Origin of the sequence: Streptomyces sp. NPDC051051 (assembly GCF_040682975.1) — a bacterium.
Classification (GTDB): Bacteria; Actinomycetota; Actinomycetes; order Streptomycetales; family Streptomycetaceae; genus Streptomyces.
Window position 1 is genome coordinate 16,172 of record NZ_JBFBCB010000028.1, and the last position, 12,849, is coordinate 29,020.

The 12,849-nt window shown below is 71.9% G+C and carries 10 protein-coding genes; 5 read left to right on the forward strand and 5 right to left on the reverse strand.

All coding sequences use genetic code 11. The features are described 5' to 3' along the window. Nucleotides 1–237: 237 nt before the first annotated feature. From fusA to AB0N31_RS21525, 5 genes are all read left to right on the forward strand, one after another. A complete protein-coding gene (gene fusA / locus AB0N31_RS21505) occupies nucleotides 238–2,283 on the forward strand; it encodes an elongation factor G (RefSeq protein WP_366059981.1) in 2,046 nt (681 codons plus the stop codon). A 292-nt stretch (nucleotides 2,284–2,575) separates the two neighbouring features. Continuing rightward, on the forward strand, nucleotides 2,576–3,895 hold the full coding sequence (locus AB0N31_RS21510) for a sugar ABC transporter substrate-binding protein (RefSeq protein WP_366059982.1): 1,320 nt from the start codon (nucleotides 2,576–2,578) through the stop codon (nucleotides 3,893–3,895). A gap of 5 nt (nucleotides 3,896–3,900) precedes the next feature. After that, on the forward strand, nucleotides 3,901–4,890 hold the full coding sequence (locus AB0N31_RS21515; RefSeq protein ID WP_366060052.1) for a sugar ABC transporter permease: 990 nt from the start codon (nucleotides 3,901–3,903) through the stop codon (nucleotides 4,888–4,890). A 34-nt stretch (nucleotides 4,891–4,924) separates the two neighbouring features. After that, on the forward strand, nucleotides 4,925–5,764 hold the full coding sequence (locus AB0N31_RS21520; protein ID WP_366060053.1) for a carbohydrate ABC transporter permease: 840 nt from the start codon (nucleotides 4,925–4,927) through the stop codon (nucleotides 5,762–5,764). 29 nt (nucleotides 5,765–5,793) lie between these two features. Next, nucleotides 5,794–7,152: a GH1 family beta-glucosidase gene (locus AB0N31_RS21525; protein ID WP_366059983.1), complete on the forward strand. Its 1,359-nt coding sequence runs from the start codon at nucleotides 5,794–5,796 to the stop codon at nucleotides 7,150–7,152. Nucleotides 7,153–7,344: 192 nt separating this feature from the next. Here AB0N31_RS21525 and AB0N31_RS21530 read toward each other — a convergent pair whose 3' ends face one another. The 5 genes from AB0N31_RS21530 to AB0N31_RS21550 form a co-directional block, all read right to left on the reverse strand. Further along, a complete protein-coding gene (locus AB0N31_RS21530; RefSeq protein ID WP_366059984.1) occupies nucleotides 7,345–8,430 on the reverse strand; it encodes a hypothetical protein in 1,086 nt (361 codons plus the stop codon). Between the two features lie 199 nt (nucleotides 8,431–8,629). Continuing rightward, a complete protein-coding gene (locus tag AB0N31_RS21535; RefSeq protein WP_366059985.1) occupies nucleotides 8,630–9,442 on the reverse strand; it encodes a carbohydrate ABC transporter permease in 813 nt (270 codons plus the stop codon). After that, entirely contained in the window at nucleotides 9,439–10,335 is an 897-nt protein-coding gene (locus AB0N31_RS21540; RefSeq protein WP_366059986.1) for a sugar ABC transporter permease, read from the reverse strand. The genes AB0N31_RS21535 and AB0N31_RS21540 overlap by 4 nt, the downstream gene beginning before the upstream one ends. Beyond that, complete coding sequence (locus AB0N31_RS21545) at nucleotides 10,310–11,611, reverse strand: extracellular solute-binding protein (protein ID WP_366059987.1); 1,302 nt, start codon at nucleotides 11,609–11,611, stop codon at nucleotides 10,310–10,312. The genes AB0N31_RS21540 and AB0N31_RS21545 overlap by 26 nt, the downstream gene beginning before the upstream one ends. A gap of 83 nt (nucleotides 11,612–11,694) precedes the next feature. Further along, entirely contained in the window at nucleotides 11,695–12,786 is a 1,092-nt protein-coding gene (locus AB0N31_RS21550) for an LLM class flavin-dependent oxidoreductase (RefSeq protein WP_366059988.1), read from the reverse strand. Nucleotides 12,787–12,849: the final 63 nt, after the last annotated feature.

Genomic DNA, 12,849 nt, shown 5'->3' on the forward strand with positions numbered 1-12,849 from the left:
GACCACGCCGCCGCCGCAGCTCCCCGTTCCCGCTACGAGGTGATCCTCGTGTCCTTGTCCGTCCGGTGCCCGCGGCGCGGCCGGCACCGGATGGTCTGACGCCACGTCAGTCACTGCTGCAGAGCCCCCCTTGGCACACCATGCCTCGGGGTGGCGGCTCTGTCGTCACGTCGACCGCCGTCCCGTCAGGAATCGCGCCGCCCCTTTCACGAGACACGCCTCGAAAGGCCATGGGCCGTGCGCAACAACCTCGACCGTCACCTCGCCGCCGTACGCAACCTGGGCATCCTCGCCCATGTCGACGCGGGCAAGACCACCGTCACGGAGCGGATCCTCTTCGCCGCCGGCACCACGCACAAGCGCGGTGAGGTCCACGACGGCATCACCGTCACCGACTTCGACCCCCAGGAGCGCGACCGTGGGATCACCATCTTCGCCGCGGCCGTCAGCTGCGACTGGGACGGCCACCGCGTCAACCTGATCGACACCCCGGGACATGTCGACTTCGCCGACGAGGTGGAGCGCTCGCTGCGGGTGCTGGACGGGGCGGTCGCGGTGTTCGACGCCGTCGCGGGAGTGGAGCCGCAGAGCGAGTCCGTGTGGCGGCAGGCCGACCGGCACGGCGTGCCGAGGATCGCGTTCGTCAACAAGCTGGACCGGACGGGCGCCGACCTCGACGCGGCAGTGGCGTCGATCCGGGAACGGCTGCATCCCGTCCCGCTCGTCGTCCAGTTGCCGATCGGCGCCGAGGACGCCTTCGCCGGCGTCGTCGACCTGCTCCGGATGCGGGCGCTGACCTGGGACGACGGCGGCGGGGCGGCCGTGGAGGGACCCGTGCCCGAAGAACTGCGGGAGGAGGCGCGGCGCCGCCGCCGACTGCTGGAGGAGGCGGTCGCGGAACGGCATCCGGCCGCGCTGGAGGAGTTCTGCGACCGGGAGACGCTGACGGCCGGGACGCTCGCCACGGCGCTGCGCGACCTGACCCGCACCGGTGACGGAGCGGTCGTGCTGTGCGGCTCGGCCTACAGCAACCGCGGGATCGAGCCGTTGCTCGACGCCGTGGTCGCCTATCTGCCGTCGCCACTGGACGTGCCGGCCGTATGCGGTGTGCACGACGGTGCCGAGGAGCGGCGGCCGGCCGACCCCGCCGCACCGTTGGCGGCCCTCGCGTTCAAGGTCAACGCCACCCCCACCGGCAGGCTCACCTACCTGCGGGTGTACTCCGGGACGATCGAGAAGGGAGACGTGCTGTGGGACGCGACCGCCGGCCGAAGCGAGCGCGTCGGCCGCATCCTGCGGGTCCAGGCCGACCGGCACGCCCCACTGGAACGGGCGGTCGCCGGGGACATCGTGGCCGTGATCGGGCTGAAGGCGGCCCGTGCGGGTTCGACCCTGTGCGCGCCGGACGCCCCGCTGGTCCTCGAACCGCCCGGGGTCGCCGATCCCGTCGTCTCCGTCGCGGTCGAACCGCGGCGTGGCACCGACGCCGACCGGCTGGTCCCGGCGCTCGCCCGGCTGGCCGAGGAGGACCCGTCGCTCACGGTGCGCACCGACGCCGAGACCGGCCAGACCGTGCTCTCGGGCATGGGCGAGCTGCACCTGGAGGTCGCGGTGGAGAAGATCCGCCTCGCCCACGGGCTGGAGGTCAACGTCGGCCGGCCGCGCGTCACCTACCGGGAGACGGTCGGCCGCGGCGTGTCCCGACTGGTCTTCCGGCACGTCAAACAGGACGGCGGCGCCGGTCAGTTCGCGCACGTCGTGCTCGACGTGGAACCCCTGGAGGACGGGTTCGACTTCCGGTCCACCGTGGTCGGCGGGCGGGTGTCGCAGGAGTACGTCCGTGCCGTCGAGGCCGGCTGCCGGGACGCCCTCGCCGAAGGCCCCCTGGGCGGGCACACGGTGACCGGCCTGCGGGTCACGCTGACCGACGGGTCGACCCACGTGAAGGACTCCTCCGAGACGGCCTTCCGCACGGCGGGCCGGCTCGGCCTCCGCGAGGCCCTGCGGGCCTGCGCGATGGTGCTGCTGGAACCGGTCGTGGAGGTCACGGTCACCGTGCCCGGCGACGCCGTGGGCGGGGTCCTCGGCGACCTCGCCGCCCGGCGCGGCCGGGTGACCGGCTCCGAGGTGCGCGGCGGTGCGGCGGTGGTGACCGCCACCGTGCCGCTCGCGGAACTGTTCGGCTACGCGACCCGGCTGCGCAGCCGCACCCAGGGCCGTGGCACCTTCACGACCCGGCCGACGGGGTACGCCCCGACGCCGACGCCGACGCCGACGCCGTAGGACCAGTACGCCCCGGAGGCCCACCCCTCCGGGGCGTACGGGCGAGGGCCGCGGCGCGGGTGACGGGCGGAGTCCGCACCGCGGGCCCCGCCCCGCACACCCCGCCCCAGGCGGCGACCTGAGCCGTGAGCCGTGAGCCGCGTCAAGAGCGGTGGCGGGAGCCCGGCGAAGACGGCGGCGCCCGCCGCATCCGAGTTGCACAACCCTCGTCGAAACTCTTGACGCGGCTCGCGTCCGAGGTTTAACTCACGTCCTAAATTAAGCCATGATGAGAGACCCCGGGAGCCGACCCATGCGTACCCTCCGAGCCGCGGCCGCAGGCGCCGTCGTGATGTCACTCGCCCTGGCCGTGACGGCCTGCGGCGGCGGTTCGTCGACGGACGGGAGCGGGTCCGACGACTCGCCGAAGGAACTGACGTACTGGGCGTCCAACCAGGGCGCCAGCACGGAGATCGACAAGAAGGTCCTCCGGCCGGAGCTCGACAAGTTCGAGAAGGAGACCGGGATCAAGGTGAAGCTGGAGGTCGTGCCCTGGTCCGACCTGCTCAACCGGATCCTCACCGCCACCACCTCCGGACAGGGCCCCGACGTCCTGAACATCGGCAACACCTGGTCGGCCTCGCTCCAGGCGACCGGCGGGCTGCTGCCCTGGGACGACGCGAACTTCGCCCGGATCGGCGGCAAGGACCGGTTCGTGGCGTCGGCGCTGGGCTCCACCGGCGCGCAGGGCAAGGACCCGGCCGCCGTGCCGCTGTACTCGATGGCGTACGCGCTCTACTACAACAAGCAGATCCTCGCCGACGCGGGCATCTCCCGGCCCCCGGCGACCTGGGACCAGTTGGTCGCCGACGGCAGGAAGATCCAGGCGAAGGGCAAGCAGGTCCTGGGCGCCGAGGGCGCGAACGTCTCCGAGAACGTCCACCACGTCTTCACCTTCGCCAAGCAGCACGGCGCGGACTTCTTCACCGCCGACGGCAAGCCCGACTTCACCTCCGACGGCGCGGTGAGCGCGGTCAAGCAGTACGTCGACCTGATGGCGAAGGACAAGGCCATCCCGCAGGGCAACGCCGAGTACGCCCAGAACCAGTCCGTCAGCGACTTCGCCAAGGGCAGGACGGCGTTCCTGCTCTGGCAGTCGGCCTCCGCCAACCTCACGTCCCAGGGCATGGGCGAGGACCGGTACGGCATCGCGCCCGTGCCCGTGCGGTCGGGCACGCCCGGCACCGGCACACAGGTCAACTCGATGGTCGCCGGCATCAACCTGGCCGTCTTCAAGAACACCGACAACCTCGACGGCGCCACGAAGTTCGTGAAGTTCATGACCAGCGACGAGGAGCAGAAGATCCTCAACAAGGCCTACAGCTCGATCCCGCCGGTCGCCGCGGCACAGGAGGACCCGGCCTTCAACACCCCGGCCAACGCCGTGCTGAAGGACACCCTCGCCAAGAGTGCCGCCGCGCTGCCGCAGGTCGCCGACGAGTCGCAGTTCGAGACGGCGGTCGGTACGGCCGTGAAGGAGCTGTTCGCCGACGCGGCCGCCGGACGGACGGTGACCACCGGGTCGGTGAAGGCCCGCCTGGAGAAGGCCCAGCAGCAGATGCCGACGAAGTGAGCACGATGACGACCACGGTCACCGAGCAGGCCACCGTGCGCAAGGACTCCCCGGGAGCGGCGGACGGCCCCCGCCGCCGCCCCGGACGGATCCGCCGGATCGGACTGCCCTACCTGCTCCTCCTGCCCGCCCTGGTCCTCGAACTCCTCGTCCACCTCGTGCCGATGGTCATCGGCATCGTGATGAGCTTCAAGGAACTCACCCAGTTCTTCATCCGCGACTGGGACGCCGCCCCGTGGGCCGGTCTCGACAACTACACGATGTCCGTCGACTTCAACGCCCCCGTCGGCGAAGCCCTGTTGCACTCGTTCCTGGTCACCGTGGCCTTCACCCTGCTGTCGGTGGGGCTGTGCTGGCTGATCGGCACGGCCGCGGCGATCTTCATGCAGGACACCTTCCGCGGCCGCGGACTGCTGCGCGCGCTGTTCCTGGTGCCCTACGCGCTGCCGGTCTACGCGGCCGTCATCACCTGGGTGTTCATGTTCCAGCACGACAACGGCCTGGTGAACCACGTCCTGCACGACCAGCTGCACCTCACCGACAAGCCGTCCTTCTGGCTGATCGGCGACAACAGCTTCTACGCGCTGCTCACCGTGTCGGTGTGGAAGGGCTGGCCGTTCGCCTTCCTCATCGTGATGGCCGGCCTGCAGAACATCCCCCGTGAGCTGTACGAGGCGGCCGCCCTGGACGGCGCCGGGGTGTGGCAGCAGATCCGCCGGATCACCCTGCCGTCGCTGAGCGCCGTGAACCAGGTCCTGGTCCTGGTGCTGTTCCTGTGGACGTTCAACGACTTCAACACGCCCTACGTCCTGTTCGGCAAGGCCGCTCCGGAAGCGGCGGACCTCGTCTCGGTCCACATCTACCAGGCCTCGTTCGTCACCTGGAACTTCGGCGCCGGTTCCGCCATGTCGGTCCTGCTGCTGCTGTTCCTGCTGGCCGTGACCGGCGTGTACCTGGCCGTCACCTCACGCGGACGGAGGCCCGCCGATGCCTGACCCCCGCCTTCCCCGGCCGACGCCCCACCCGCCCATGGCGCCGCCGCGTTCGTTCCTGTGGTCGCGGCGCGTCTTCCTCACCCTGCTCGCCGGCTTCGTGCTGGTGCCGGTGTACGTGATGGTCTCCAGTTCCCTGAAGCCGCTCGCGGACGTCTCGGGCACGTTCCGCTGGCTGCCGAGCGATCTGACGCTCCGGCCGTACATCGACATCTGGTCGACCGTCCCGCTCGCCCGCTACTTCGTGAACTCGCTGGTCGTGGCGGGCGCGGCGACCGTCTGCTCGGTGGTGATCGCGGTGTTCAGCGCCTACGCGGTGAGCCGCTACGACTTCCGCGGCAAGCGCGCGTTCACGGTCACCGTCCTGTCCACGCAGATGTTCCCCGGCATCCTCTTCCTCCTCCCGCTGTTCCTGCTCTACGTCAACATCGGCAACGCCACCGGCATCGCCCTGTTCGGCTCGCGCGGCGGGCTGATCCTGACGTACCTCACCTTCTCCCTGCCCTTCTCCATCTGGATGCTGATCGGCTACTTCGACTCGGTGCCGCGCGATCTCGACGAGGCGGCGCTGGTGGACGGCTGCGGCCCGCTCGGGGCGCTGTTCCGCGTCGTGGTGCCGGCCGCGGTCCCCGGCATCGTCGCGGTCGCCGTCTACGCGTTCATGACCGCGTGGGGAGAGGTGCTGTTCGCCTCCGTCATGACCAACGACACCACCCGCACCCTCGCCGTCGGACTCCAGGGCTACTCCACCCTCAACGACGTGTACTGGAACCAGATCATGGCCGCCTCGCTGGTCGTCAGCGTGCCCGTGGTGGCCGGCTTCCTCCTCCTGCAGCGCTACCTCGTCGCCGGCCTGACGGCAGGAGCGGTGAAGTGAACAACCTCCGTGATCCCGAAGGGACTTCCGTGACCATCGACCTCGCCGCACTCCCGCACGACTTTCTGTGGGGCACGGCCACCTCGGCCTACCAGATCGAGGGGGCCGTGACGGAGGACGGCCGTTCGCCGTCGATCTGGGACACCTTCTCGCACACCCCCGGGAAGACCGCCGGCGGCGACCACGGCGACATCGCCTGCGACCACTACCACCGCTGGCGCGAGGACATCGACCTGATGCGCCGGCTCGGCACCAACGCCTACCGGATGTCGATCGCCTGGCCGCGGGTGATGCCGGGCGGCGACGGCCCGGTCAACCCCAAGGGCCTCGCGTTCTACGACCGGTTGATCGACACGTTGCTGGCCGCCGGCATCACCCCGTCCGTCACCCTCTACCACTGGGACCTGCCGCAGGCGCTCCAGGACCGCGGCGGCTGGCCCGAGCGCGACACCGCCGAGCACTTCGCCGCGTACGCGTCGGTGGTCGCCGGGCGGCTCGGCGACCGGGTCTCCCACTGGACCACCCTCAACGAGCCCCTGTGCTCGGCGTGGATCGGCCACCTCGAAGGCACGATGGCCCCCGGCCTGACCGACCTGACGGCCGCCGTCCGCGCCTCCTACCACCTGCTCCTCGGCCACGGTCTCGCCGTCCAGGCCATCCGGGCGGCGGCACCCGGCGCCGAGGTCGGCATCGTCAACAACCTCTCCACCGTCCACCCCGCCTCCGGCCGTCCCGAGGACCTCGCCGCCGCCCGCCGGGTGGACGGCCACACCAACCGCTGGTGGCTCGACCCGGTCCACGGCCGCGGCTTCCCGGCCGACATGCGCGAGGTCTACGGCGTCGAACTCCCGGAACGGAGCGGCGACCTGGACACGATCGCCGCACCCCTCGACTGGCTGGGCCTGAACTACTACTTCCCGGCGACCGTCACCGACGACCCCGACGGCCCCGCCCCGTACGCCCGTTCCGTACGCCGCCCGGGCGTCCCGCGCACCGGCATGGACTGGGAGGTCGACCCGAGCGGCATCGAGGCACTGCTGCTGCGCCTGACCGACGAGTACGGCGCCCGCCGCCTGTACGTCACGGAGAACGGCTCCGCCTACCCGGACGTCCTCCGCCCCGACGGCACGGTCGACGACCCCGAGCGCCAGGCGTACCTCTCCGGACACCTCGCGGCCTGCGCCTCCGCGGCCCGCAAGGGCGCCCCGCTGGCCGGCTACTTCGCCTGGTCGCTGCTGGACAACTTCGAGTGGGCGTACGGCTACGACAAGCGCTTCGGGCTGGTCCACGTCGACTACCGAACCCAGGCGCGCACCATCAAGGGCACCGGACGCCACTACGCGGACATCATCCGCAGACACCGGGAGGGGGCGGCGGAGGCGGCCTGACCCAGGAGCCGGAGGCGGGTGCGCGGAGCGGGAAGGGGCGTTCGCCCCGTCGGCACGCCCGCCCCGCCGCACGGCCGCCGCCCCGCCCCGGTCCTCCCGCCGTCCGGGTGGCCGGTCCCACCCCTGCGGCGGCGCCCCGGGAGTGCCGTCCGGTCATCCGGTCAGAGGACCAGGATCGTCACGAGGCCAGGATCAGGACGAGGCCAGGATCAGGACGAGGACGACGAGGGCGACGACCGCCGCCACGGCGAGGGAGGCCTTCCACCGGGCCTCCTCCGACAGCCGCCGCAGGACGCTGAGCCGGCCGTCGGTGCTCCGGAAGACGTAGAACTCCAGGTTGCCGGAGCCGGGCGGCGTCGCCTTGACGACCGTGAGCCGCCGGAGAACGACCTGACGGTCCTTCTCCGCCTTCGCCCGGCGCAGGTGGGGTTCGAGGGCCGCGCGGTGGTCGGGGGAGAGGTCGTCGGGAAGCGGATCGCCGGCGTCGAGCCGGTTCGTGTGCCAGCCGCCCGAGCCCAGCTCCGAGGCCACCCGACGGGGCCGCGGGACGGGGGGCGGCACGTTCTCGGTCCGCGAGGTCCACTCGATCCGGCCCGCCGTCCAGGACGTCAGGCTCCCGTGTCCCTTACAGGTGGTGCACTCGACGGTGCCCGTACGCCCGCACGGCTCGCAGGGAATGCGTCCGCTCGCCCGGCACTCCTGGCATGTGGTCTTCCCCCAGCCCCGGCACCCGGGGCACGCGCTGTCGGGGGTGTGGCAGCCTTCGCAGGTCACCCGCTCGTCGGGGCGGTGGGCCCGGCCCTGGCTGGGCGGCCGGGGCGGGGTGCCGGGCAGGCCGCCGTGCTTGAGGTGGTGCGTGCACGCGGTGACGCCCTGGCACACGGCGCACACCTGGGCCGGCTCGCACGGGCGGTACTTCGTGCCGTCGCAGTCGGCACAGCGCCGTCGGCCGTTGCCGCAGTCGCAGGACCTGAGGTGCGGCGTGCCGCGCTTGACCAGGTCGAGCGGCTGGTCGAGGGGCGTCTCGTGCGGGCCGAGCTCGTAGTCCCCCAGCACGTCGTAGACCGGCCGTTCCGCGAGGTCGACGGTGCCGGGCCGGTGCCGTGTCTCCTCCGCGCGGCGCTCGACGCGCCGGGTGACGGTGCCCTCGAGGAGGTGCAGGCGGGTGAGGAGGAAATCCGCGGCCGGCGGGCCGGGACGCCCGCTCCCGCCGCGCGTCAGGGACGCGGCGAGCGCCGCACGCACCTCGTCGTCGGACGGATCGTCTGGTGCCACCACGAAACCCGCTCCCCCCCAAGTCGCTTACCCCGCCCGGGACATGGGCCGGACCGGTGCCGAGCGGCACCAGTGTGACGGGCGCGGGCCCGCCGCAGAAGGGCGCGAAAGGAAGAGGCCGCGACACCCTACGACGTCACGGTCCCGCACCCCCGCATCCCCGCGACGTCACGACCCCGCACTCCCGTACCACCCCCCCTTCCTACCCCCGCACCGCCCCCGTCGTCAGGCCCGTCACGAAGTGGCGCTGCAGCAGGACGTAGACGACGACCACCGGGGCCGAGGCGATGACGACACCCGCGAACAGCAGGGGGTATTGCGTGAGGAACTCGCCCTGGAAGTCGAGCAGCGCCAGCGGCAGGGTGCGGTGCTCCTGGGAGCGGATGAACAGCAAGGGGTAGAGCAGGTCGTTCCAGTCCATCACGAACAGGAAGATGCCGGTGGTGGCCAGGGCCGGCCGGGTCAGCGGCAGCGCGATCGAGCGGAACGCCCGCAGCGCCGAGGCCCCGTCCAGTTCGGCGGCCTCGTACAGTTCCTCGGGGATCGTGCGCAGGAAACCGCCCAGGATGAACACGGCCGTCGGCAGGGTCGTCACCGCGTCGACGAGGACCAGTCCGAGCAGGCTGTCGGTCAGCCCGAGACGGTCGAAGAGGACGTACTGCGGGACGATCGCCGCCTGCGCGGGCACCGCGAGCCCGGCGACCAGGACGCCGAAGACGGCCCAGCCCACCCGGCCGGGAATCCGGGCGCAGAAGAACGCGGCCAGGCTCGCCACCACCAGGGTCAGCGTCACCGCGCCCGCCGTGACGACGGCGCTGTTGGCGAACGCGGCGCCGAGACCGCCCTCCTCCACCGCCCGCCGGTAGTTGTCCAGGGTCGGCGACGACGGCGGGGCCAACGGCGCGTCGAACAGCTGCGGCAGCGTCTTGAACGTGCCGAACACCACCACCAGCAGCGGCAGTACGACGACGGCGGCGCCCGTCACCAGCGCGATCGGGCGTACGGTCCTGGTCATCGGGTCGCCCCTCCCGTCGCCCGCCGCTGCACCAGGGTGAGCAGCGCGATGAGTGCCATGAACACCACCGACTGGGCGGCCGCGTAGCCGAACTGGTTGTTGGAGAACGTCGTGTAGATGCGGGTGGAGAGGATGTCGAGGGCGGGGCCCGGCGGGTTGCCCGACAGTCCGAGGACGAGGTCGAACGCCTTGAACGACTGGACGGTGGTGTACGCGACGACGATCGCGGTGGCCGGGGCGACCAGCGGCCAGGTCACGTACCGGAACCGGGCCAGGCGGCCGGCGCCGTCCAGCTCCGCCGCCTCGTACAGCTCCCTCGGTATCGCCTGGAGCCCGGCGATGAAGACGACCATCATCTGGCCCGCGTGGAACCACACCTGGGTCAGCGCCAGCCAGAACACGGCCGTGTCCGGGTTGCCGAGGTAGACCGACTGGAAGGAGTCCAGCCCGGCCGCCCGCAGCGCCGAGTCGAGCAGGCCGCCGTCGGGGTCGTAGACGAACCGCCACACGAACGCGACCGACACCGACGACAGGACCGTCGGCAGGAAGAAGACGGCCCGCAGCAGCGTCGAGGCGCGGGTGGTGCGCACCAGCCAGAGGGCCAGCAGCAGCGCCAGGGCGGTCTGGGCGACGACGACGGTGAGGGTGAGCCTGAGGTTGTTCTCCGCCGCGTTCCGGAACATGTCGTCGCCGGTGGCGAGTTCGGTGAAGTTGCGCAGGCCGACGTCGTGGTAGCCGGCGCTGTAGCCGTCCCAGTCGGTCAGCGCGTACTGCACGCCCTGGACGACCGGGTAGGCGAAGAAGAACAGGTAGAGGGCGAGGGCGGGCACCGGGAACAGCCACAGTGCCCGCGCCGTGCGCCGCAGCCTACGACCGCTTCTGGTCGATGACACGCTGCGCCTCCTCGGCGGCCTGCTCCGGCTTCTTGCCGCCGACGACCGCCACGGTCGCGTTCTCGACGGCCGTGCGGATGTCGAGGTCCAGGAACTGGAAGCGCGGCGCGAGCAGCGTCTTCCGGGTCAGCCAGGGCGCGACCGCCTTCAGGTCGGCGTTGGTGTACTCGACGCCCTCGACGGTGACGTGCTGACCGGTGCCGTTGGCGTAGGTGCCGGCGTTCTCGGGGTCGCTGAGGAACTCCAGGAAGGCGTAGGCGGCGGGCTGCACCGTGGAGGCGCTGTTGACGCCGAGGATGAAGGTGGTGTTGAAGACGCCCTCGTACTTCGCCTTCCCGGCGGTGGTGGTGATGGGGGCGACGAGGTCGAAGGGGAACTTCGCACCGAGCGCGCGCACGCCCGCCATCTGGAAGGAGCCGGTGGCCAGCAGACCGGCCCTGCCCTCGGCGAACAGCCGGGTGACGGCGTCGGTGCCGGACCCGGTGGCCCGCTCCTGGAGGTAGGGCCGCAGGGCGGCGTACTGCTCCAGCGTGCCGAGGAACCAGTCGTCGGTGACCTTCAGGGCGCCGGACTCGATCCGGGCGAACGCGTCGTCGCTCGGCGCGTTGTTCATCACCATCACGTTCAGCAGCTGGCCAGCGTTGGCCGAGTCGCCGCCCGGCCAGGCCAGCGGCGTGTAGCCCTTGGCCTTCAGGCCGTCCAGGAGCTGCAGGAAGCTGTCCCAGTCCGCGGGCGCGGCGGTGTGGCCGGCCTTGTCCAGGGCGTCGGTGTTGGCGAGCGGCATGTTGAAGACGAGCTGGTAGGGCAGGCCGTACTGCTTGCCGTCCTGCGCGCCGGGGCCTATGAGGTTCCGCTGGTACGCGTCGACGACGCCGGTGCCGGTCAGCGGCGCGTACACCCCCGCCTTGACGATCTGCTGGAACTGGGCTCCCCGGAAGGCGGTGAACACGTCACCCGTCTTGGAGCCTTGTATGCGGCGCAGGGCGGTGGACTGGTAGTCGGCGGACGGGGCGATGTCCTGCTCGACGCCCGCGTCCGGGTGCTTCTTCACGAACGCCTTGACCAGGCCGGCGAGCACCGCCTTGTCCTCGGCCCGCCAGTGCGCGAAGGAGACGGTCCCCTTCACGGCCCCGGAGGTGGCGAGGCCGGAGGGGGAGGCGCCGCCCGCGGCGTCGGAGGAGCTGCTGCCGGGGCCGGCGCAGGCGGCGAGACCCAGGCCGAGGCCCGCGGCGCCGAACAGACGCAGGGCGGACCTTCTGTCGAGGGATCGGGGCATGGCGAAGTCCTTGTTCGGGTGAGGGGTGAAGTTCGGGTGAGGTGTGAGGGGTGAGGTGTGAGGTGAGGGAAGGTCAAAAGGGTTCAGAGGTAGCTGAGTTGCCGGGTCAGCAGGGGCCGGACGCACTCGCCGAACCGGATCGCCTCCTCCAGGTGCGGCTGCCCGGAGAGGACGAAGTGCTCGATGCCGAGGGCGGCGTACTCCTCGATCCGCTCGGCGACCTGCTCGTGGCTGCCGACGAGCGCGGTGCCCGCGCCGGGGCGCACCAGCCCGAAGCCGGCCCACAGGTTGGGGTGGATCTCCAGCCGGTCGGTGCGACCGCCGCTCAGCGCGGCCATCGCCCGCTGCCCCTCCGACTCCGAGCGGCTGAAGCGCTCGTGGGCGGCCCGGATCGCGACCGGGTCGAGGGCGTCGAGAATGCGGTCCGCCTCCGCCCACGCCTCGGCCGCGGTGTCCCGGCTGATGACGTGCAGCCGGATGCCGTAGGACAGTTCGCGGCCCTCCTCGGCGGCCAGTTCGCGCACCCGGCCGATCTTCCGCGCGACGGCCGCCGGGGGCTCGCCCCAGGTGAGGTAGGTGTCGGCGTACCGGGCGGCGACCGGGAGCGCGGCCTCGGAGGAGCCGCCGAAGAAGACCGGCGGCCGGGCCAGCGGCGGCCTGCGCAGCCGCCCGCCCGCGACCCGGTAGTGGTCGCCCTCGAAGTCGTACGCCTCCCCGCGCCAGGCGGTGCGCAGCAGGTGCAGGAACTCGCCGGTGCGGGCGTAACGCCCGTCGTGCGCGAGGAAGTCGCCGTAGGAGCGCTGCTCGTCGGCGTCGGAGCCGGTGACGACGTTGAGCAGCAGGCGCCCGCCGGACAGCCGCTGGTAGGTGGCGGTCATCTGGGCGGCCAGCGGGGGCGCGATGACGCCGGGCCGGAAGGCGACCAGGAACTTCAGCCGACTGGTCTGCGGGATCAGCGCGGCCGTGGTCAGCCAGGAGTCCTCGCAGTCGCTGCCGGTCGGGGTCAGCACCGCCTCGAACCCGGCGGACTCGGCGGCCCGGGCCACCTGGGCGAGGTAGTCGAGGGTGGGCGGACGGGCGGTGGCGCGGGACTGGAGCGAGTCGCGGGCGGTCACGCCCACCACGTTGCGGTCGTCGCCCGTGGTGGGCAGGAACCAGTGCAGGCGCACGGTCATGAGATCTCCAAGGGGTGCCGGGGGCACGGCGGTCGGGCACGGGAGGCGAGCGCCGGGGCGAAG

What these genes read in the sequence shown, in the direction of transcription:
- AB0N31_RS21510 (WP_366059982.1), top strand. Translation starts at nt 2,576, where the DNA reads ATGCGTACCCTCCGAGCCGCGGCCGCAGGCGCCGTCGTGATGTCACTC.
- AB0N31_RS21515 (WP_366060052.1), top strand. Translation starts at nt 3,901, where the DNA reads ATGACGACCACGGTCACCGAGCAGGCCACCGTGCGCAAGGACTCCCCG.
- AB0N31_RS21550 (WP_366059988.1), bottom strand. Translation starts at nt 12,786, where the DNA reads ATGACCGTGCGCCTGCACTGGTTCCTGCCCACCACGGGCGACGACCGC.
- AB0N31_RS21535 (WP_366059985.1), bottom strand. Translation starts at nt 9,442, where the DNA reads ATGACCAGGACCGTACGCCCGATCGCGCTGGTGACGGGCGCCGCCGTC.
- AB0N31_RS21545 (WP_366059987.1), bottom strand. Translation starts at nt 11,611, where the DNA reads ATGCCCCGATCCCTCGACAGAAGGTCCGCCCTGCGTCTGTTCGGCGCC.
- AB0N31_RS21520 (WP_366060053.1), top strand. Translation starts at nt 4,925, where the DNA reads ATGGCGCCGCCGCGTTCGTTCCTGTGGTCGCGGCGCGTCTTCCTCACC.